Source organism: Cohnella sp. 56 (assembly GCF_037963805.1).
Classification (GTDB): Bacteria; Bacillota; Bacilli; order Paenibacillales; family Paenibacillaceae; genus Cohnella.
In genome coordinates this window covers 214676-235528 of sequence record NZ_JAZDQE010000005.1, presented here as the reverse complement: position 1 = coordinate 235528, position 20853 = coordinate 214676, and the positions used below count along the sequence as shown (strand labels likewise).

The 20853-nt window shown below is 65.4% G+C and carries 19 protein-coding genes; 6 read left to right on the top strand and 13 right to left on the bottom strand.

Going from position 1 to position 20853, the window contains the following annotated elements; translation table 11 throughout:
- Nucleotides 1–214 precede the first annotated feature (214 nt).
- From VQ071_RS11740 to VQ071_RS11730, 3 genes are all read right to left on the bottom strand, one after another.
- Nucleotides 215–487 carry a hypothetical protein gene (locus VQ071_RS11740; protein ID WP_340514189.1) on the bottom strand — a complete coding sequence of 91 codons (273 nt, stop codon included), beginning with the start codon at nt 485–487 and terminating at the stop codon, nt 215–217.
- Nucleotides 488–591: 104 nt separating this feature from the next.
- Nucleotides 592–918, bottom strand: a complete 327-nt coding sequence (locus VQ071_RS11735) for a hypothetical protein (protein WP_340514188.1) — start codon at nt 916–918, stop codon at nt 592–594.
- Between the two features lie 109 nt (nt 919–1027).
- Nucleotides 1028–1600, bottom strand: a complete 573-nt coding sequence (locus VQ071_RS11730; protein ID WP_340514187.1) for a xanthine phosphoribosyltransferase — start codon at nt 1598–1600, stop codon at nt 1028–1030.
- Nucleotides 1601–1820: 220 nt separating this feature from the next.
- Here VQ071_RS11730 and VQ071_RS11725 point away from each other — a divergent pair, with 220 nt between their 5' ends.
- Nucleotides 1821–2423 (top strand): hypothetical protein, encoded by a 603-nt coding sequence (locus VQ071_RS11725; RefSeq protein ID WP_340514186.1) that lies wholly within the window; start codon nt 1821–1823, stop codon nt 2421–2423.
- Nucleotides 2424–2525: 102 nt separating this feature from the next.
- Complete coding sequence (locus tag VQ071_RS11720; RefSeq protein WP_340514185.1) at nt 2526–3590, top strand: YkvI family membrane protein; 1065 nt, start codon at nt 2526–2528, stop codon at nt 3588–3590.
- 28 nt (nt 3591–3618) lie between these two features.
- Here VQ071_RS11720 and VQ071_RS11715 read toward each other — a convergent pair whose 3' ends face one another.
- The 4 genes from VQ071_RS11715 to VQ071_RS11700 form a co-directional block, all read right to left on the bottom strand.
- Entirely contained in the window at nt 3619–7026 is a 3408-nt protein-coding gene (locus VQ071_RS11715; protein WP_340514184.1) for an AAA family ATPase, read from the bottom strand.
- Between the two features lie 279 nt (nt 7027–7305).
- Nucleotides 7306–7458: a hypothetical protein gene (locus VQ071_RS11710; protein WP_340514183.1), complete on the bottom strand. Its 153-nt coding sequence runs from the start codon at nt 7456–7458 to the stop codon at nt 7306–7308.
- A gap of 157 nt (nt 7459–7615) precedes the next feature.
- Nucleotides 7616–8893, bottom strand: a complete 1278-nt coding sequence (locus VQ071_RS11705; RefSeq protein WP_340514182.1) for a metallophosphoesterase family protein — start codon at nt 8891–8893, stop codon at nt 7616–7618.
- 42 nt (nt 8894–8935) lie between these two features.
- Complete coding sequence (locus tag VQ071_RS11700; protein ID WP_340514181.1) at nt 8936–10084, bottom strand: glycosyltransferase family 4 protein; 1149 nt, start codon at nt 10082–10084, stop codon at nt 8936–8938.
- Between the two features lie 177 nt (nt 10085–10261).
- On the opposite strand from VQ071_RS11700, the gene VQ071_RS11695 reads away from it, so the two are divergent.
- The 3 genes from VQ071_RS11695 to VQ071_RS11685 all read left to right on the top strand — a co-directional run bounded on the left by VQ071_RS11695 (nt 10262) and on the right by VQ071_RS11685 (nt 13100).
- Entirely contained in the window at nt 10262–11428 is a 1167-nt protein-coding gene (locus VQ071_RS11695) for a GGDEF domain-containing protein (protein ID WP_340514180.1), read from the top strand.
- An 11-nt stretch (nt 11429–11439) separates the two neighbouring features.
- Entirely contained in the window at nt 11440–12834 is a 1395-nt protein-coding gene (locus VQ071_RS11690; RefSeq protein WP_340514179.1) for an RsmB/NOP family class I SAM-dependent RNA methyltransferase, read from the top strand.
- Between the two features lie 173 nt (nt 12835–13007).
- Nucleotides 13008–13100, top strand: coding sequence for a YjcZ family sporulation protein (locus VQ071_RS11685; protein ID WP_090115666.1), 93 nt, complete (start codon nt 13008–13010; stop codon nt 13098–13100).
- 69 nt (nt 13101–13169) lie between these two features.
- Here VQ071_RS11685 and VQ071_RS11680 read toward each other — a convergent pair whose 3' ends face one another.
- From VQ071_RS11680 to VQ071_RS11660, 5 genes are all read right to left on the bottom strand, one after another.
- A complete protein-coding gene (locus VQ071_RS11680; protein ID WP_340514178.1) occupies nt 13170–13982 on the bottom strand; it encodes a Cof-type HAD-IIB family hydrolase in 813 nt (270 codons plus the stop codon).
- On the bottom strand, nt 13979–14941 hold the full coding sequence (locus tag VQ071_RS11675) for a pseudouridine synthase (RefSeq protein ID WP_340514177.1): 963 nt from the start codon (nt 14939–14941) through the stop codon (nt 13979–13981). The genes VQ071_RS11680 and VQ071_RS11675 overlap by 4 nt, the downstream gene beginning before the upstream one ends.
- Before the next feature lie 33 nt (nt 14942–14974).
- Nucleotides 14975–16669: an RsmB/NOP family class I SAM-dependent RNA methyltransferase gene (locus VQ071_RS11670; protein ID WP_340514176.1), complete on the bottom strand. Its 1695-nt coding sequence runs from the start codon at nt 16667–16669 to the stop codon at nt 14975–14977.
- Between the two features lie 257 nt (nt 16670–16926).
- A complete protein-coding gene (locus VQ071_RS11665; protein ID WP_340514175.1) occupies nt 16927–17730 on the bottom strand; it encodes a GTP pyrophosphokinase in 804 nt (267 codons plus the stop codon).
- 78 nt (nt 17731–17808) lie between these two features.
- Nucleotides 17809–18912: a quinone-dependent dihydroorotate dehydrogenase gene (locus VQ071_RS11660; protein ID WP_340514174.1), complete on the bottom strand. Its 1104-nt coding sequence runs from the start codon at nt 18910–18912 to the stop codon at nt 17809–17811.
- A 186-nt stretch (nt 18913–19098) separates the two neighbouring features.
- On the opposite strand from VQ071_RS11660, the gene VQ071_RS11655 reads away from it, so the two are divergent.
- On the top strand, nt 19099–19242 hold the full coding sequence (locus VQ071_RS11655) for a hypothetical protein (RefSeq protein WP_340514173.1): 144 nt from the start codon (nt 19099–19101) through the stop codon (nt 19240–19242).
- A gap of 27 nt (nt 19243–19269) precedes the next feature.
- On the opposite strand, the gene VQ071_RS11650 is transcribed toward VQ071_RS11655, so the two are convergent.
- Nucleotides 19270–20808 (bottom strand): L,D-transpeptidase, encoded by a 1539-nt coding sequence (locus VQ071_RS11650; RefSeq protein ID WP_340514172.1) that lies wholly within the window; start codon nt 20806–20808, stop codon nt 19270–19272.
- Between the last annotated feature and the right edge of the window lie 45 nt (nt 20809–20853).

Genomic DNA, 20853 nt, shown 5'->3' with positions numbered 1-20853 from the left:
AACCACGGGCATTTTGGAGAAATACAAGCGGCTCACGCACAAGTACCTGAATCCAGCGCGTCTGCCAATTCCGCCACGACCGCATATGATCTCTCCGGCGACCAGACCGCGCTCGTCCGCAATGCGAACCAAGCGTACTATCCACCGCAATCACGAGATTCATAATAGCACGGCGCAGGAAATGAAGTCAAGCGCAACCGCAAAGTTCTAATTTTCAGTTATTTGCTTCGTCCGGCTCGCCGATATCTTCAAGCTCGAACGGCTCCCCGTCTACGATCGGCGCTTGTCTCGGCTCAGAGGCCGGACCAATCGCATAGCTGCGCCGCAGCTTGACGACGCGCCGATTGGGACGTCTGATCAGCAGGAAATCGTCGTCCCAAGCGACGACGATGCCCCGGACGTCGTTGATCGGAAGCGTGTCCCGAACGACACGGACCTTGATTCCCTCGAGCCGATACTGATCCAACTGTTCGTCGCTTACTGCCATGGTTGTCCTCCCGCCCGGTAATCATATATTGTCACACACCAACGAGGGCCCGCACAAGACCGCCGTCTCGTCCGGGCCCTCCGCTATTATACGACGCAGCTGCCTTAACCGACGTGCTCGCGCGATTCGTTCGTCTCGTACCAGTAATCCAGCACCTTGCTCGACATCACGCGACTGCGCACGTATTCGGCCTGGCGCTCCGTGAACCGCTCCGTCCAAGTGATCTTAAGATCGTCGCACAGCTGTACGATCGTGAGCAGCTCGGACCAAGCCACATAGCGCTTATACCAGAAAAACTGCGGATGCTCGATCATATAAGGGTACAAATCATCGAACTCCGTATGCTTGCAGTCGAGCGCGCGCTCGAAATGGATCTTGGCTTGCTCCAGCTTGTCGACAAAAAATGATTGCTCCACGTTCATGTCTCCCATTTGCTGCTCGCCTCCCTCTGCACTTAACCTTATTATAGAACAAATGTCAACCCGACGGGAAGTGCTCTCCGGAAGGTTAGGCTTGGGATTATCTTACAAGAAATGCGGACTAGTCCTCGAATGTTATGGCGTTGCCCTCCAAGGAAGCGATCTTGACGAGCGATTCGACATCGTACCCCAGCTCCCGAAGCGTCCGCCCGCCGGCCTGGAAAGACTTCTCCAACACGATGCCGATACCGGCCACCGTGCTGCCCGCTTGCTCGAGAATCTTGAGCAAGCCTCTGGCCGCATCCCCGTTGGCGATAATATCGTCGATGAACAGCACATGATCCTCGGCCTTGAGCAGATGGCGCGATACGAGCAAATCAGTGACGATGCCCTTCGTAAAGGAAGGCACGCGTTCGCAGTAGGCGTCAGGCTCGTTCAGCAGCGTTTTTTTGCGTCTGGCGAATACGAGCGGCACATTCATCACCAATGCCGTCGCGAAGGCGACCGGAATGCCGGAAGCTTCGATCGTGATCACCTTCGTGATGCCTCTGCCTTCGAACCGTCGAGCGAACTCCTTGCCCAGCTCCATTGTGAGGCCCGGATCGACACCGTGATTGAGGAGCGAGTCGAGCTTCAGCACGCCGGCGCTCATGACGGTCGCTTCTTCCAGAATCCGTTGCTTCAATATATCCATAACAATCTCCCCGTCCACTCTTTTCCGATTAAAATAACACACCCCGCTTATTCCTGCAACATCGTGCAGCATCCGGCTCCGCGTAGGTCGTTGTTCCTCCAATGGCGATCCGCGCGGGACGATCCGCCTATGATTCGCGAATCAAATCGTTCCTGACGAGCAACTTAGCGGTTGGAATGCAGTCCAAACTAGATATAGAAAACGATGTAAGGCGGTGAATATGCTGACAATACGAATCCTTGGCGGAAAAAGGTACCGCGATATCGTGCTGGCGGCCGGCCTGCTCCTACTTCCGACCGCATGCGGTCATGCGTCCAGCCTTCAAGCTGCGTCGGAGCCGAGCGAAGTCCCTGCAGTCTCGCAGCCAACTCCCGCTGTCGTCCCGAACGCGCCAAGCGGCAGCGCGGCAGCCGACGCGCACCAGCTTGAAGAACGGACTCGCCCCCGGCTTGGCGGCCTCGTCCTCGGCATGAACAAGTCCGAAGCGGAGGACGCGATCGGGAGCCTCGCGACGGACAGCTACACATTGCCTGCGGCGGGCACTTCGGTCGAGATGCGCGATTATGGCGGCATGACCGTCGGCTACGACAAATCCGGACAAGTCGTCTACGTAGAGACCGTCTCTCCCGATATCCCGCTCGACCGCTCGGACATTCGCGTGGGGAGCCCCGCCGCCGAAGCCGCGCATAACCTGTCACTGGAAGATACAGCCGCCTCCGCCGAGTTGACTACGGATGTCGAAGGCGGCATATTGCGGCTCGACATCGACCGCGCGTCCGGCACCGTCAGCGCCGTGAAGCTGATCGGACAGTCGCTCGTGTGACGCCGCAGCGCGCCCGCCGCCGGGCTTGTCATGGCACGTCCTTCGCTCTCATAGACTGAGAGAAGGACAAACATGGACGAGTCGGAGGAGGTCCGCTTTGCGATGAGAAGATGGGGCTTGAGCTTGCAGGTGGCGTTTACGTTCATCGGCACGGTCGTAGGCGCAGGATTTGCCACCGGCCGGGAAGTGCTGCAGTTTTTTACGCGGTTCGGCAACTGGGCCGCGCCGATGATCCTCGTGTCGACGGCGCTTTTCGTGTGGCTGGGCGCCAAGATGATGCTGACGGCTGCCGAGCTGCGGGCCAGATCGTACGAAGACCTGAACCGGCATCTGTTCGGACGCCGGGCGGGCGCCTGGATCAGTCACCTGATGCTCGTCGTCCTGCTCGGCGTGAACGCCGTGATGCTGGCCGGGGCAGGCTCGCTTTTCTCGGAACATCTGAACTTGAGCTATCAGACCGGCCTCATCCTCACAATGGCCGCGTGCTTCATGCTGTTGCGCAAGGGCATGAGCGCGATCATCACGATCAATACGCTTGTCGTGCCGGTCATGATCCTGTTTACCGCCGTACTCGTGTTCGAGACGCTGCACGGTCCCGGCGCGGATCGCTGGATGACGCTGCCGATGGAGCTGTCGCCATGGGCCGCCATCCTGTCCCCGCTGCTGTACGGCGCCTTCAACCTGTCGATGTCCCAGGCCGTCCTCGTGCCGCTCGGCGCGCGGATCGGCGACCCTGTCGTCCTCCGCAGGGGCGCCTGGATCGGCGGCGTCGGCATCGGCGCGATGCTGCTCGCAGGTCATATGGCGCTGTCCTCCCGAATGCCTGGCGTCTCGCAATTCGATATCCCCATGGGCGGCATCGCCAGAGAGGTCGGCCCCTGGATTCATTGGATATTCGTGTTTCTGATCTTCATGGAGATATTCACGACGCTCGTCGCCGATATTTACGGACTGTCGCTGCAGCTGCAGGAACGCGTGAAAATCCCGTTGAATGCGCTCGTCGTGGTCGTGCTGCTGCTCTGCTTCGCGGCGGGCCAGTTCGGCTTCGGCCCTCTGCTCACGACGTTGTATCCGATATTCGGCATGCTGAGCCTCGGCTGGGTGATGCTGATGGGCAAGGACCGGCTGCGGCCGGAGCCGCCCGCGCCTCCCGAAGGATTCACCTGAGCGTCGCAGCGGCACCGCGGTCCCTGCGTCAACTGGCAGCGTCGGACGCCGATCCTTCGTCTAGGCTTCGCCCGCCTGCCGCCAGCTCCGGCAGCTTCAGCAGCTTGGAAGCCGGCATGCCTGCCGCCAGCGTCTCGGCGACATGCCGATGGCAGGTGAACAGAATGATCTGGCGCGATGCGGACAGCTCGCTCAGAATACCGGCGCACCGACCCAGGCGCGCCTCGTCATAGTGCACGAACAGATCGTCGAGCAGCAGCGGCAGCGCCTGCTCGCGGGACGCGGCCTCCGCCAGCGCCAGCCGCAAGGACAAGTACAGCTGCTCCTGCGTGCCGCGGCTCAGGAAGGCGCTCCCGATCGTCCTGCGATCGGCCGTCTCCGCATGCAGGTCGGGCGCATCGCCGGGCACCGCGATTCGGCTATAGCGGCCGGCCGTCAGCTCCGCGAAGTAGGCGGACGCCTGGCGCAGCACGGCCGGCTGCCGCTCCTCCTCAAAAGTGACGCGTGTCCTGCGGATGAGCTCCGCGGTTACCGCGAGCAGCGCGTACCGCTCCGCAAGCCGCTCGAGCTCGGTCTGCAGCTCTTCGAGCTCGAGCGCCTTCTCCTCTGTCTCCGCCTCGCTGCGCAGGCGCTCGAGCTTCTCCGCGAGCCGGCCGCGCGCGTCCAGCAGCGTCGTACGCTCCGCCTCGCCGTCGTCCAGCACCTCTCCCGCCTGCGCCGCATGCAGCGCGAGCGCGGCCTCGTCATGCGTCTCCAACAGGCCGACGAGCGCTTGCAGCTCCGCCTCGCCGCGGCCCGCGGACAGCCTCAGCTCCGCTTCGCGGCGTTCCCGCCGCAGCTCGCGCCGCCGCTCGTCGGCCTGCACGCGAAGCGCATACGCCTCCTCGCTCGCCGCTCCCGCACCGCGTAGCGCGGCTGCCGCGGCGTCATCCGCGGCTTGCAGCGCGGCGAGCGCCGCCGTCTCGGCGGCCGCAGCCTGCAGCAGCCGCGCGTCCAGCAGGCGCGCGGCCGCCGCCGTCTCCGCCTGCTGCCGCGCTTCGCGATACAGCAGCTTCAGAGCCAGCGCCCGGTCGCGGCCCGCATGGGCGGGCGGCGGATAAGCGGCGAGCAGCTCCGCCGCCTCGATCTCGAAGTCTGCCCGCTCCGCCTCAAGCTCTGCTGCCCGCGCCGCGAGCCTTGCCCGCTGGCGCAGCTGTTGGAGCGCCTGCTCCGCGAGCTGCCCGAGCTCAGGCAGCGCGGACGGCTGCAGATGACCCGGCAGCCCGCGGGCGGACAGCCATGCGGACCATTCCTCGCGCGTGCGCCGGACGGCGCTCTCCGCATCCGCCAGCTCGGATTCTGCCGACTGCAGCTCCCGTGCGAGTGCGTCTCTGCGCGCTGCCAGGTCGGCCCGCCTGTCCCGCGCGGCTTCTGCCTCGGTCAGCCTGTCCAGCTGTCCGTATACCTCGTCGCGCAGTGCGATCCGCCACTCGCCGAGCGCATCCCAAGGCACGGCGTCCCCTGCGCCGCCGATCCGGCCTTCATGCGGCCGGTCCGCCGGCGCGACAGCGGCCTTGGCATCGGGCTGGCCGATCAGCTCTCGCAGCGCTGTCTCGGCCAGTCTGCGCGCTGCGGCCTCCGCCTGGAGCGCAGCTTGCCACCGCTGGCGGATCGCAGCCGCGCCGGCCGCCGGCACGGCTGTGGGCGCTCTCGCGGCCTGCCTGCGGGCCAGCAGCCAGAGCGCGGCCGCCGCGGCGGCCAGCACGGCAGCCAGCAGGCCGTAGGCCGCGCGTCCCTCGACCGCTGCGGACGACAGCGCGGCCCATAGGCCGGCGGCCGCGCCCAGGACGGCGGCAGGCAGCGAGTACGCGTACAGCCGCCTGCCGGTTGCGGCGCGGTCTAGCGGCTGCGTCCGGCGCGCGCGGGACCGTCCGCCGGCGGCGGACGTGCGGCCCTCGATAGCGCTCGCGCCGGGCTCGCCGACCGGGACGGCGGGCCCCCGCTCCATGTCCGCGGCGCCGTAGGCACTCTCCGCCGCGGACGCGGCCCATGCCGACTCGGCCGCTTGCAGCGCATCGTCGAGCCGATGCCAAGCCCGCATCAGCGCCTCGCGCGTCCGCGGCGCGAATCGGCGGCTGACCGCTGCCGGCGTCTCGTCGGACTCGCTGCGGCGCTCCGCCTCCAGGTCGAAGGCCGCCAATTGGCGGCGCAGGCGCTGCGCCTCGACTGCCAGCAGCTCGCGCTGCCGCTCCGCCTCCGCCAGCCGCTCGCCGATTCTGCGGGCTTCTTCCCGTTCCGACACGGCTGCGACGGCCGCGGTATCTTCCTCGCGCCAGCCCGGCCCGAGCCGCTGCAGCGCCGAGGAGGCCGCTTCCTCGGCCATCCGCATGTCCGCAGCCAGCCCCTCCGCTTCGCCGCGTCGCGCCTGAATCGCATCGCCGCGCAGGTCCAGCGCCTCCAGCCTGCCAAGCATGGCGACCAGCGGAGCGTCCCAGCGCAGCGCCGCACGCTCCGCTTCGAGTGCCGCGCGCTCGGCGGCGGCGCGGCGGGCGGCTGCCCGCGCTTCGTCTCTGCGCGAGCCGAGATTGCGCCACTCCGCCCCGGCTTCGGGCGGGAGCAGCTCCGCCTGCTGGCCCGCGGCGGACAGCTCCGCCTCGATCGCGGTCTCCTCGGCCGCTAGCGCAGTAGCGCGCAGCCACCATTCTCTGCTGTCCAGCGCCCCCTTGGCTTCCGCCGCTCGCACCCTCAGCGCGGGCAGCGCTTGTTCGAGCGCCTCCGCCCGCGCGGAGAGCGCCTCAAGCTGGCCGAGCGCTTCCATATAGGCGCCGAGCTCCTGTCTGCCTTGCCGCAGCCTGCTTTCCAGCTCTCTGATTCGCGCCAGCAGCATGCCGATCTCCTGCACCGTCCCCTTGGGCTTGTACAGCCGATCCATCTCGGTCCGCAGCTGCTTGCCTGCCGAGGACAGCGCCGCACCTCCCGCCATGCCCGCATGGTACAAAAAGTTGCCGATCTCATCTCCCTGCAGCGCTCTCAGCTCGTGAAGCTCGTCCAGGCCGACCGCGTACAGCTGCCGAAAAAGCTGCTCCGATACGCCGCCCAGCAGCAACCGCTCGATGTCGGCTTGCGCCAGCGCCCGCTCGCTGCCGTCCGCTTCCCGCAGCACTGCGACGGGACCGCCCCTGCGCACCGGAATGTCGCCGTACCGCTCCAGCACACGCATCTGCCCGTCTTCGCGCAGAACGAGTCGGCCTCCGTGCCGTCCGCCGCCAACCGGCTCGCCCCGCTCGGGCAGCTGCGCCCGCGTCGCGAAGCCGTACAGCATACTGCGGATAAAACGGAGCAGCGTGCTCTTGCCGGCCTCGTTGGGCCCCCACACGATAGTCACGGGCGCTTCGAAGCCAAGACGCACGCCGGAGAGCGGACCGAAGCCCTCGATATGCAGCTCTTCTATGTACATTCCGTCTACCTCCCAGGCTTTCGCTGCTGTGACAGTGACTTGTTCGCATTTTTCGAGGCCATTCTAATCGAGTCGGTTCCGTTCACTCCCCGGCTTCTCAGCCCGCGGATTTAACTGCCGTCTACCCAGCTGCCCGCGCCCCGATGGACTGTCGATCAGAAGCACCTGGCTCACAAACATTGCCCGCAGCTGAGAGCGGGCAGGTATGTTGTTACCTCGTCCATTCGCAAACTCCGAGCCATCGCCTCGACTACGAGAGGCGATACGCTCTCCACACACCTATTCCGCACCATCGCCTCCACTACAAGAGGCGATGCGCCCTCCATACACCAATTCCGCACCATCGCCTCTACTACGAGAGGCGATACGCTCTCCACACACCCATTCCGAGCCATCGCCTCCACTACAAGAGGCGATGCGCCCTACGCACACCTATTCCGCACCATCGCCTCCACTACGAGAGGCGATACGCCCTACGCACACCTATTCCGCACCATCGCCTCTGCCACAGGACCCGACCGGCCCGCGGCGGCCCCAACTCCAACTCCAACTCCAGCCTCAACCCCAGCGCCGGCTCCCGTCTCGACCCCTACTCCCCGCCCTCGCTCAGCAGCACGGCCGCCAGCTGCCCGGCCCGCGCGACCAGCTCGGCCCGCTGCGCCGCATCTTGCCCGTCCAGCCATTGCCGCAGCCGCGGGTGGCGGCGTAGCGGCTCGGCCGCTTCGTCCAGCAGCTCGCGCGAGGCGGCCGGAGCGGCCGAAGCGGAGGCGGCGAGCTGCAGCAGCTCCCCGAGAAATCCGTCCTCCACCGCCCCTCCCGCAAGCGCGGCGCGCCTCGTCCCGACCACGATGCGCTCCACCCACACCCAGTCGTCCCGCTCGTCCGGCGCGCCGAGCCAATCGCGCAGCTCCGCCGTCCACGCCTCCGCCTCACGGTCCCGCAGCAGCCGCTCCAGCAGCGCACCGCTCCCCGACAAGCGCAGCCGTACGACCGCGGGCCTCCCGTCAGCCTCGCGGCGTGCGCGCTCCGCGGCGTCCAGCAGCTTGTCTTTGAGACGCTGCTCGCCGTCCGACTCCTCCGCGACGACCTCGCAGGACAGCCAGAGCACGTCCGACAGCCCGAAAAAGTCCAGATCGATGCTGCCGCCTTCCGCCACGGATACCCGGTAGGCTCCCTTGAGGCCTGTCTCGCGGATGCTCCGGCCTTGTGTGTTGCCCGGATATACGACATGCGGGTATTCATGAAGCACGCGGCGGTCGTGGATGTGGCCGAGCGCCCAATAATCGAAGCCGGCCCCGGCCAACTCCGCCAGCCGACAGGGCGCATAATCGTCATACCCCTCCTGGCCGTCCACATTGGCATGCAGCAGGGCGATATGAAACGGCGCCCCCGCGCGAAGCGCATATTGCGACGCCAGGTTGTCCCGCACGGACGGCGTCCCGTAGGAGATGCCGTACACATGCGCCGCCAGCTCGCCGCGACGCGTGTAGGCCGGCATGCAGCCGACCTCCTCCGTGCCGAATACGTGCACCGTATCCGGCCAGCGCAGCCGCGCCGAACGCCCGCCCGCCGGGTCGTGATTGCCGTGCACAGCGAACACCTGCTTGCCGGCCGCAGCGAGCCGCTCCATCGCCTTCTGCATGCGAAGCTGCGCGCGCAGGGAACGGTCGGCCGTGTCGTACAGATCGCCGGCGAGGACGACGAAGTCGATGTCGTCCCGGCAGGCTGCGGCGGCAAGCCGCTCCAGCGCGGTCAGCGTCGAGTCCCGCAGCCGCTCGCGGACCGCAGAGGGAACTTTGGACAGCCCGCGGAACGGACTGTCCAAGTGAAGGTCGGCGGCATGGATGAATCGAAAAGGAACGCGCATGCTTATCAGCTCCGAATACGTATAGGCTGCTCCCGGTCCGCGTTACGCCTCCGGCGAAGGTTCTGCAGCCGGACCGAGATCGGTATATATTTTTTTAAGCTCCTGAATGACTCGCGTGAGCGAATATGTCTTCTTCGCCTTGTTCCAGGCCGCCCGCGCCAGCTCATAGCGGTAATGCGGATCGAGGATCAGCTTGTCGATGGCGTCCGCCAGCGCCTCCGGGTTCTCGCAGGGAACGAGCAGACCGCCCACGCCGTCCTCGATCTGCTCGGCGATGCCGCCGACGTCGGTGCCGATCAGGGCGAGCAGACAGAGCGCCGCCTCCGCGAACACGGAGCCGAACGCTTCCGCGCGCGAGGGGAGCGCGAAGATGTCGAAGAAGGGCAGCATCTCCTCGGGATGCAGCATATAGCCGTAAAAAATCGTCTCGTCGTAAATGCCGAGCCGCTGCGCGAGACTCTCCAGCTCGGGGCGGATCGGGCCGTCGCCGATAATATGCAGCACGAATCGGCGGTCCCGCTTGCGCAGCCGGGCGCATGCCTCGAGCAGCACGTCGATGCCCTTGGCGGGCACGAGCCGGCATACCGTGACGATCTGCGTCACCTCGTTGTCGTGGGCGATCGGCTTGAACCGGCGTTCGTCGTAGCCGTTCGGGATGACGCCGACCAGCTCGGGACGCGACATATACGCACCCATGTAGGCGGCGAACGAATGCGATACGGTCAGCATCTTGTCCGTCCGCGCCTCCAGCTCTCCGTACAGCGAGGTCAGAAACCGATGCTCAGGTCCGTCTGCGGGGATGCGCCCGTTCAGGATCAGCTCCCGCTCGAAGCTCGAGTGGACGGTCATGACGATCGGCGTATCCGGATAAATCTGCCTAAGCGCCAGCGCCGCTACGGGATGATGCGCATGAATCAGATCGTAGCTGCCCTTCAGCCTGAGCTTCACCCACCATACGTAGTCTTTGAGCGTTTGCATATATTTGTCCACGACCGGGTTGCCCGCGTATTCGCGCCAGTCGAACGTCTCGAATTCAAAGGGCTCCTGGCCCTTGTTGCGAATCCGCTTCGGAATCGAGAACAGCTCCATGTCCCATCCGATCCTGCGGAACCGCTCTCCGATATAGGGTACCATGGAAGATACGCCGCCCGGCTGCTCCGGGGGAAAAAACAGCGCCTGTAATATATTCATCGGCGATTCCTCCTTCAGCCCCGCTATCTCGTTCTATCTAAAATATGATATAGTGGAACATATGTTTCTGCAAGTGACCGATCTCGCAGCAGCTCGCAGCCACATTCGCGGGATGTCGGCAGATGCCGGTCCTTCTTTAAGCTGCGCTCAATCGGATACTAACGCCAGGTGATGCTCATGGACGTTCAAGACTTCTGGAACAATCGCACACTGCTGAACGCCTCCTCCTCCGCCGCTTCCGCCGTTATCGTCGGCCTGATGATGTTCATGGCGTACAGGCTGATCGCGGGCAACCGCAGCAGCGCTTTTCGCCTGCTTCTGTTGTCGCTGTCGCTGCTCGAGGTGCACCAGGCGGTCGCGTTGGCCTATGAGCTGGGTCTGCTTCAGACGCGGCTGCTGCCCGAGCTGGGCGACGGTCTGTATGTGGTGGCGTTCATTACGCTTAATTTCTCTTTCTTCGAATTATACTACAGGAAACGCGCTCGTACGCGTACCTGGTTCTACGGCCTGCTCGCGGTCGGCGTCACAATCGCGGCATGCGAGGTGCTGGCCGGTGTCGGGCGGTCCTCGGGTGCGGGAGCAGGAGCGCCCGGCGGCGAACAAGCGGACCTGCTGCAAGCGCTCCAGGACGGGTTCATCCTGCTGCTGCCCGCGCTGTTCGGCCTGATGTTCGCTCCGCATGTGCGCCAGCGCGCCCGGTATGCCATCAGCCTGTTTTTTGCTTTTTTCGGACAGATGGCGTCGATTCTCTCGGAAAACTGGGGCGTCGATTCTCCCTACTGCGATGCGCTGGCGGCGGTATTGCCGGTCTTCTATTACATCGTCCTGTTCATGATTTTGTTCGAGCGGGTCGTCGAGCTGCTTCAATCCGCTTATCGCTCGTCGATTACCGACGGGCTGACCGGCCTGTACAATCGCAGGTTTTTCACCGGCAGGCTGGAGAAGACGCTGGAGAGCGCCGGTCCGGGCGGCGTAGGTGCAATCTTCTGCGATATCGACAACTTCAAAAAGCTAAACGACACGCAGGGCCACCAGGCTGCCGACAGCGTACTGAAGCAAGCCGCCGTCATTCTGATGGAGGAGACGGAAGGCATCGGACTTGCCGGCCGCTACGGAGGCGAGGAGCTGGTGGCCTACGTCCATGCGGTTGAAGGCGAGCCCGCCGCCGTGGCCGAGCGCATCCGCGCCAGAATCGCCAAAGAAACGGTCGTCACGGCCAGCATCGGGTATGCGCTGTCCAGGCCGGGTCTGAATGCGGAGCAGCTCATGAAACACGCGGACCAGGCCATGTATCTCTCCAAGCATGCCGGCAAAAACCGCGTGACGTCTTTCGAACAAAAATAAGGAGCAATCGCATGCAAACGCTGCCTCAAATTTACATCGAGCGAATCGCGGACCAGCTGGGCGAGGAGACCGATGCGTTCCTCCGCAGCATGGCGTCGCCCCGTGCGCACGGGCTTCGCATCCATGCCGGGAAGCTGCGTCCCGCCGACAATCCGGACATGATGTCCCGGCTGATAGGCGCGTTCGACCTCAAGCCGGTGCCCTGGTGCGGCACCGGCTACACGTACGATCCCGCCAAGCGTCCCGGCAAGCACCCGTACCATCATGCCGGACTGTATTATATTCAGGAGCCGAGCGCCATGATCGCTGCCGAGCTGCTCGATCCCCGGCCCGGTGAGATCGTGCTCGATCTCGCCGCGGCGCCGGGCGGCAAGACGACGCAGATCGCGGCCAAGATGCAAGGCGGCGGCCTGCTCGTCGCCAACGAGATTCATCCCGGCAGAGCGCGCATCCTGTCGGAGAACGTGGAGCGGCTGGGCATCGGGCGCGCGGTCGTCGTCTCGGCGACACCCGGCCAGCTTGCCGCCAGGCTGCCGCTCGCCTTCGACCGGATCATGCTCGACGCGCCGTGCTCGGGAGAAGGCATGTTCCGCAAGGAACCCGAGGCGGTCGCCGAGTGGTCGCCGGACGCGGTGGCGATGTGCGCGGCCAGGCAGCGGGACATCCTCCCCGACGCGGCCGCCATGCTGAAGCCGGGCGGACGGCTCGTCTACTCGACCTGCACGTTCAACCGCGAGGAGAACGAAGAGACGATCGCGTGGTTCCTCGCGTCCCATCCCGAGTTCAGCCTGCTCGAGCAGCGCAGGATGTGGCCGCATCGCGGCGAGGGCGAAGGACACTTCGCCGCCGTGCTCGTCAAGCGGCCGGCGTCATCCGACGCGGCGTCGCGTCCGCCTGACGGGCGCGATGCCGCGGGGCGCAGGGCCAAGGGCAAGCCGCCGCGCGCGGAGGAAGCTGCCGTGCAGGCTGCGCTGAAGCAGTACCGCGAATTTGCGGCGCAGGCGCTGCCGGGATTCGAGCTGTCCGGGGACGGCGTGCCGCTCTTGTTCGGCGAGTCACTCTATTGGTATCCGCAGCCCGCGGCTTCGCCACTGCCCGCAGAGGCGCTGGGCGGGCTGCGGACGCTCCGTCCCGGCCTGCATCTGGGCGACAGCCGCAAGGGCAGATTCGAGCCCTCCCACGCGCTGGCGCTGGCCGCATCCGCCGGGCAAGCCGCGATCGCGATCGATTATGACGCACACGACGACGCCATAGCCGCCTTCCTGCGGGGAGAGGCGCTGCCGGACCCGGGCAGCGATGCCAGGGGATGGGGTCTTCTGTGCGCGAACGGCTATCCGCTCGGCTGGTTCAAGGCCAGCGACGGCCAGCTCAAGAACCATTATCCCAAGGGACTGCGAACGAACTAGCGCCGGCCCCAGCCGCAGCGATCCGCGCCCAAATGAAGGCGATCCGGGCAACTGTCCAATCCGACCCGGGACTTTGTCATACTATACATTAGTCCGAGCGGCGACGCGGCTGACGGGGCGAAGTTCCCGCCGCTCCCTCGGAGACCCGATTGAATGACAAAGGAGGAATTCGCATGTCCGGTGTTGCAGGTGCATATGGTTCGTCCGCTGCGTTCGTTCTGGTGCTTTTCATACTGCTCGTCATTATCCTTCGTGCAGGATTCTAATTGCAGAACCTTCGGCAACGCCAAAAAGTAGCCGGCCTCGCGGATGCCCCGCAGGCCGGCTTTTCCAATTTAAAGCGATGACGTCGACTCTTCGTTCGCCAGACAAGCCTCAAGCACGAGCGCGACCCCGTCCTCGTTGTTGGACGCCGTGACCGCGTCCGCCACGGCCTTGACCTCGGGTGGGGAATTGTCCATCGCCACGCCGCATCCGGCGTATTGCAGCATGCCGATGTCGTTGAAGTAGTTGCCGATGGCCAGCACCTGCTCGCGCGGGATTCCCCGCTTCTCCGCCCACTGCCTGAGCGCCGTTCCTTTGGACGCCTCCCGGTGCTGGAGATCGATAAAGTAGTCGCCGCTTCGGATCGTCTGCAGCTCGTGCCGCCAATCCCGCCAATGCGCTTCCAGCTCGTCCAGATCGGCCTTGGGAGCGAAGATCGATATTTTGACGGTCCGTCCGGGGAACCGGTCCTCCCGCGATCGCAGGATCGGCTCCGACAGCATGCTCGCATACATGGAAGCGGTCTGGTCGTTCAGATGCTCTACATAAATGTCGAACGCCGTGTTCAGGTCGAAGTGAATGCCGCGCTCCCTGCACAGCGTCAAGTAGCGTTCCACCTCGTCCGGGCCGATCGGCGATTCGCGCAGTATCTCCCGGGTCTCCCCGTCCACAATCGATGCGCCGTTATGGGTGATGACCGTCCCGGACAATCCGAGCTGCGCCAGCACCGACAGCGCGCTTGCCGACCCTCTGCCTGTGCACAGGACGATCTCCGCGCCGGCGGCCGCCGCTCTCGTGACCGACTGCTTCACCCTTGGCGTCAGCTCGTGGTCGTCGTTCAACAGCGTACCGTCGACGTCCAGGGCGATCAGTTTGTATTTCATGACGATTGATCCTCCGTTTTTTTGTAGCTGCGCAAACGATCGAGCTCCTCCTCGGCCAGCTCCCGCCACTGACCCGGCGCCAGCGATCCGTCCAGCGACAGCGGCCCCATCGTCTGGCGATGCAAATACAGCACCTTTTTGCCGACGGCCTCGAACATCCGCTTGACCTGGTGGTACTTCCCTTCGCTGATCGTCAGCTCGATCCAGCTGAGCGGCGATCCCGCCTCCGCAGCCTCCTGCAGACTCGCCTTGTTGGCACGCAGCGCGGGCTCCCGCTCGAGCCGTTCGAAGGCTGCCGCAGGCCCGATCACGCCATCCGCCGTCGCATCTGTCCCCGGCGGATGTCCCGCCTGATCCCCTGCCTGCTCTCCCGCCTGCTCTCCCGCCTGATCCGTCGCGTCCGCCTCCGCCCGCGACATCGGCTGCCGCACGTCTCCTTCAAGCACACGAAGCTCGGACGGCAGCGTCACATATCCGTCGTCGAGCGTCACACCTGTCGCGAACGTCGCGATATCGTCCGATCCGACCCGGCCGGCGACTAGCGCCAGGTAAGTCTTGGGCACATGCTTGCGCGGGGACAGCAGCTCGTGGGACAGCTTGCCGTCGTTGGTCAGCAGCAGGAGCCCCTCCGTATCCTTGTCCAGCCGACCGACAGGGAACGGGGACAATACGGTCAGGTCGTCCGGCAGCAGCGCCAGCACCGTCACGTCCCGGTTGTCCTCCGTCGCGGACACATAACCCGCGGGCTTGTACAGCATGACATAGACCGTGTCGCGGTATGCAATCCGCTCGCCCTCCAGCACGACTTCGTCCGCATGCGGATCGATCTGCATGCCCGGGTCCTTGACGCGGACGCCGTTCACCGTCACCGCTCCCTGCCGGACGAGCGCCTTCAGGCTGCTGCGCGTGCCGTAGCCCAGATTGCCGAGCATTTTATCGAGCCTCATCGTCTTTTTCATGGCATCCTCTTTTCTTCTGCCGCAACGCTCGATTTAGATTCGGCGCCATCCCGGCAGCAGTTCGTTTTTGAGAAGCGATCCGTCCCAGCGTCCCCAGCCCAGCGGGTACCCGTCCAGACAGACGAGCGTCCAGCCGCGTCCGTCGGCGGGCTTGCCGTCCGGTCCGCTGATGCTGCCCGGCTCCGGCTGCAGCGTCTCGCCCTTCAGATATCGCACGGCATCCTCGTCCCCGCCGACCAGCCGCAGGCTGAGCGCGGCCCGGTCCGGCGACAGGCCCATCGCCAGCGCCTGCGAAGGCTCGAAGCGGTGCTTCGTCGCCTTGCCGAGCAGCCATCCCCCGCGTACGAGCCGAAGCCCCTTCAGCGCCCGCCCCGGCTCCGGCGCCGAATAGACATAATCGCCCTGGACGCCGATCTCGCCCGGCGGGGACCAACCCGGCAGGCTCTCGCGGACGAACGCCTCGAAGCGCGAGAGCGCCAGCGCATCCGCCTCCGCAGTCGCATTCGCGGCCCGATCCTGCTGACCGCCGCGCCTGCCCTCCGCGCCGCGCCGGTCGGCTTCCCTGCCGCCGCGGCGATGCCGATCATGCGGCAGAGCGCCGCTTCGCGCGGGCCCGCCGGCCTCGGACGGACGCGGCGATCTGCCGCTCCGCCCCTTCCCGGCCGCCCCGGCTTCGTCCGGCTCGGCCGGGCGAAGCCCGTCGGCAGGCTCTCCGCCGCCTGAGCCGGCGTCGCTATGCCCTGCTGCGGCCGGCTCGTCCCCAACCGCGCCGCCGGTCCGCCGGAGCAGCGCGGCATAGTGCCCTTCGCCGCGCACGCGGTGCGGCCACAGCCGGATCGTGCCGGCGAGCTGCGCCGCGCGCTCAGGTCCCAGCGCGGCCGCCTCCTGCGGCGTCAGCCAGTCCGGCCGGCCCGGCGCGAAGCCCCACTCCCCTGGGAAGTGCGGCGACACGATCTCGAACTGCTCGTGCTCCGCGAGAAATCGCGCGATCGTCCCCTCGTTTTCCACCGGAGAAAAGGTACAGGTGGAATACACGAGCCGGCCGCCCGGCGCGACCAGCCTGGCCGCTTCCCGCATGATCTCGTCCTGCATCGCCGCGTACCTGGCCGGCGCGCCGCCATCCCATTGGCGGATCATCCCCTCATCCTTGCGGAACATGCCTTCTCCCGAGCACGGCGCATCCACCAGCACGCGATCGAACGTCGCACCGAAAAACGCGGCCAGCCGCGCCGGCGTTTCGTTCGTCACGACGGCGCAGGCGATGCCCGCCCGCTCGATGTTTTTGGCCAGCGCCTTCGTCCGGTCGGTCGCCAGATCGTTCGTCACGAGCAAGCCCGTGCCGTCAAGCTTGGCGGCCAGCTGCGTCGACTTGCCGCCGGGCGCCGCGCACAGATCGAGCACCCGATCGCCCGGCACGGGAGCCAGCAGCTCGGCCGGGAGCATCGCGCTCGGCTCCTGAATGTAGTACAGCCCCGCATCATAATATGGATGCTTGCCCGGGCGTTCGGACTCGTCCGTATAATAAGCGCCCTCCGCCCAAGGCACCGCTTCCCGCCCGCGCACGAACGCCTTTGCGCCTTCCGTTTCCGCGCCGCCGCTTCGCGCCTTCAAGCCGTTCAGCCTGATCGCGGTGCGCTTGGGCTCGCCGTAGCTCGCCATGAAGGCCGCGAACTCCTCCTCGCCGAGCAGCTCGCGCATCTGGTTCACATATTCCGCAGGCAGCGCCATCGCCGCCTCCTTCCTTCCGCTTCGCGGAATCCCATTTCATGCTGCCGGGCACTTCTGCCGGACGTTGCCTGCCTCTCGGCTCCAAAAAAAGAGAGCCTTGCCGCATGCGAAGCCGGCCGGACTCCCTATTTCCCGCTATGCCCGCCTTGCGGCCGTTGCCTATGCCCTCGTGACTGACGTCGCCGGCTGCGCCTCATGCCTTCTCGTCTCAAACGTCTCGCCTGACGGCCGCCGTCGCCGTGCCTCGCGCATTCGCTTCAGTGGCCGCTGCCCTTGCCGGCGCGGACGAGCGCCGCCTGGATCTCCTGCGACAGCTCGGCGAGCGCCCACATGTCCTCCTGCTCCCACAGCTCGTTGAACCGCAGCTGGAACTGAGCCGCCTCCCGCACGCGGCGGAAAAAATACAAGCCCTGAATGTCGTTGAGCACTTTGCGCACGATTCCCGACTTCTCCTCGAAGTCCTGCTGGGCGTCCACGATCTCCTGCCGGATGCTCGACATCTCGCGATCGAGCGCGAACGCGGCCTCCGCCGCCTTGCGCAGCCGCTCCCTCACATGTTCCGGCAGCTGCTCGCGATATTTATAGTTCAGCGAATGCTCGATCGTCGCCCAGAAATTCATGGCCAGCGTCCGGATCTGTATCTCGGCCAGCACCGGCATCGATCCGAGCGACGTCTGAACGGGATATTCCACAATTATATGATAGCTGCGGTACCCGCTGTCCTTGTAATTCGTAATGTAGTCCTTTTCGTAGACGAGCTTCATGTCTTGCCGGATGCGGATCATGTCCGCGACCCGGTGGATGTCCTCCACGAACTGGCACATGATGCGGATGCCCGCGATATCTTCGATGCCCGTCGCGATTTTGTCCATCGGGACGGAGAGTCGCTTCGCTTTTTCCAGGATGCTCGATATGCGCTTGACCCTGCCCGTCACGAACTCGATCGGCGCATATTCGTCGCGGGCCTTCAGCTCGGAGCGCAGCGACTTCAGCTTGATCTTCAGCTCTTCGACAGCCTGTTGATAGGGCAAGAGAAACTTGCTCCAGTCTCTTCCGTCCATACGTCTACGCATCCTTTCCTGCCGTGCGTTGCCGCGATACGGCTTGCAGCCGCCCTTAATCTGTGAGCCCGGTTCCCGTCAGCGATGATCGGCCCCGACCGCCTGGGTAATCCGGGTATAGCCGTCTCGTCTGAGACGCTGCTTCAAGCCTTCGGCAATCTCCTTGACGACGCCGGGGCCTTTGTAAATAAGCGCGGTGTATACCTCGACCAGGGACGCCCCGGCCTTGATCTTGTCGTAGGCATCGTCCGCGGTGAAAATGCCGCCGGAGCCGACGATCGGCAGCCGCCCGTCCGTCATCCGGTAGAGCGAGCGGATGACCTCGGTCGAGCGCTGCGTCAGCGGACGGCCGCTAAGCCCGCCCGTCTCCGTCTGATTCGGATGCGTCAGGCCCGGCCTCGCGATCGTCGTATTGGTCGCGATGACGCCGGATATGCCGCTCGCGACGATCGCCTGCGCCATGTAAGAGAGCTGCTCCTCGTCGTTGTCCGGCGCGATCTTGACGAGGATCGGCTTGGGCAGATCGCCGTGCGCTGCGGCCTGCAGCTCCATCTCGGCCTTCACCTCGGCGAGCAGGTCCCTCAGTTCGTCGCCGTGCTGCAGCGCACGCAGGTCAGGCGTATTGGGCGAGCTGATATTGACGACGAACAGATCGCCGTACTTGTACAGCTTGGCCAGGCACGCCCGGTAATCCGCCGCGGCCTGTTCGTTGGGCGTCGTCTTGTTTTTGCCGATGTTGACGGCGAGCGGCACCTTGTGGCTGCCGAGCTTCGCCAGCCGGGCCGCCATCGCGTCGGCGCCTTCGTTGTTGAAGCCCATCCGGTTGATGAGCGCCTCGTCCGGCGGCAGCCGGAACAGCCGGGGCTTGTCGTTGCCCGGCTGGCCCTTCGGAGTCACGGTCCCGACCTCGAGGAACGAGAGGCCGGCGCTGCCGAACCCTCTGACCGCCTTGGCGTTCTTGTCGAGCCCCGCAGCCAGCCCTACCGGATGGCGGAACCGGCAGCCGAACAGATCGACTGCAAGCTCCGGCGACTCGCCGACGCCCCATATCCCGGAGAGCAGCGCGGGCACGCCCGGAACGCGGGAGGCCGCTCCCATGCCGTCCACAACCAGATGGTGGGCGGCTTCCGGATCCATTTTAAAAAACAGCGGTTTAAACCACTTGTACAAACGACTCAGCATCCTTTCGTTTTCGCGCTGCCGCATGGCCTGCCGCGAAAAACCCTCGCGTATCAGTTTAGCCTTTTCCGCGCCAAAAGAAAAGGGAGCATCGCCCGTTCGCGGAGTCCGTTTCATCTGGCGTTTTGACGATCAAGCGTTTACAATAATAGCATATGCCGATTATGCAAAAGTGAAAGGTTGGTTCCTATGAGCGCGCCCAAAAAGAAAGCCCCGATCAGCCGCAAGCCCGAAGCCAAGGAACAAATCAACAAGCGCGGTCTGATCATCGCCGGCACCGTATTCGGCGTCATCGTCATCGCGATGGCCGTGCTGCTGATTACCAATCCTTAAGCGATTATTTTAAGTGGCTTTTGTTCGTCAATTCAGCCACGCGTACTTTTTGCCGGGGTTTGTCTCGTTCTGCGCAGGCGTCAGCCTGAAGCGCTTGTCCGGCGCCCGCAGCTCCAGAGGCAAGCCCCCTTTGCCGATCGTGACCTTCGTCCCGATCGCGACGAGATCGAACAGCTCCTCCACATCCGTCTTGTTCATGCGCACGCAGCCGTGAGACTCGTCCTTGCCGACGCTCGTCGGCTCGTCCGTGCCGTGGATTGCATACAGCGTGTCCGACAGCGCCATGCCCCTGCTGCCGAATGCGCCCTTGCCTCCGTTCGGATCGCGCACCTTCTCCGAGATAACGAAGCTGCCAGGCGGCGTCGGCGTGTTGCTCGCGCCCAGGCCGACCTCATAATTGCGGAGCAGGACATCGCCGCTGACGACGGCGAGCCGGTTCCTCGTCGTATCGATGACGATCTCGATCGGCTGCGTCGTCATCGGCGCCAGCAGCCCCGCCGGCTGCCCGCTCCCTGCCGCCGGCCCTGCCTTATCCGGCCATCCGGGCCAGTCTCCCGCCCGCGCAGGCTTCGTCTTCGCCCCCGCCGCTGCCGTCAATTCGTCGAACCATGCCGTCGATTGCGCGTTCCAGCCCGACATCACATTATGCGGATAAGCCGCCGCCAGCGCCTTGGGCGATGACGGCCATTTGCCGTTGATTCGCCTGTAGGCGGCCAGCGCGGAGCTGACGACGAGCTTGCCCTCCTGCAGCGGCTTCCAGGCGGCGATGCGCGAGGCGGCTTGCTTCGCGTCCTTGGCGGCGCCGCACGGGCACCAGCCGGCATCGTACCAATCGACGCTCGCGGCCGGCTGGCCGCCGGCCGCCGACAGCTGCGCGATCGGCTTGCCCGCCTTCGTCCAGTCGGTCCACTTGCCCAGCCTGGGCGCCGCGAGCAGCATCGACGGCGCCGTCTGTCCCGGAGCCGTGAGCAGCCGGCCCAGCGTCGCCTGTCCGGCAGCATCGTTCGCGGCGACCGCCGCCATCAGTCCCATCGACTTCACGTCGCCGCCGCCCGCCTTTTGCTCCCCGCCGCCGGGCGCCGCGCCTTGACCTTCTTTTTTGCCGTCGTCGGGATCAGGCCGAGATGCCGGCTCTCCCGTCCGGGCCGCAGCGGCGTCTGTGGCATCGGCTGCGGCGGCTGCCTGCTCGTGCGGCGCTGCCGCCCGCTCGCCGTAGGCGAACAAACCAAGCACCAGCACTACGGCCGCGGCGGCGACCGCCGCCAGCCCCATCCGGCGCCCGCGTCTGCCCGCCCTCCCTGCGCTCGCTCCCGGCGCAGCAGCTTCGCTCAGCTGTGGGCTTTTTTTGGATTCGAACGCCTCGTACACCGGTCCCGCCTGCGCGAAGCAATAATTCGCCTTCGCCTCCTGCCCGCGGGCCAGATATTGCTTGCCGAGCAAGTACCAGGCCATCTGGTTGTTCTCGTGCTTCAGCAGGTAATCCTTCATGGGCAGGGCATCCTGCACATCCGGCCCGTTCTCGTAAAACTGGTTGATCTGTTCCTCCAGCCGGTCGTCTGTCGGCATGTCCGTCCCCTCCGTTGTCTCCTGCGTCGTTCGGCGCGAGTGTCA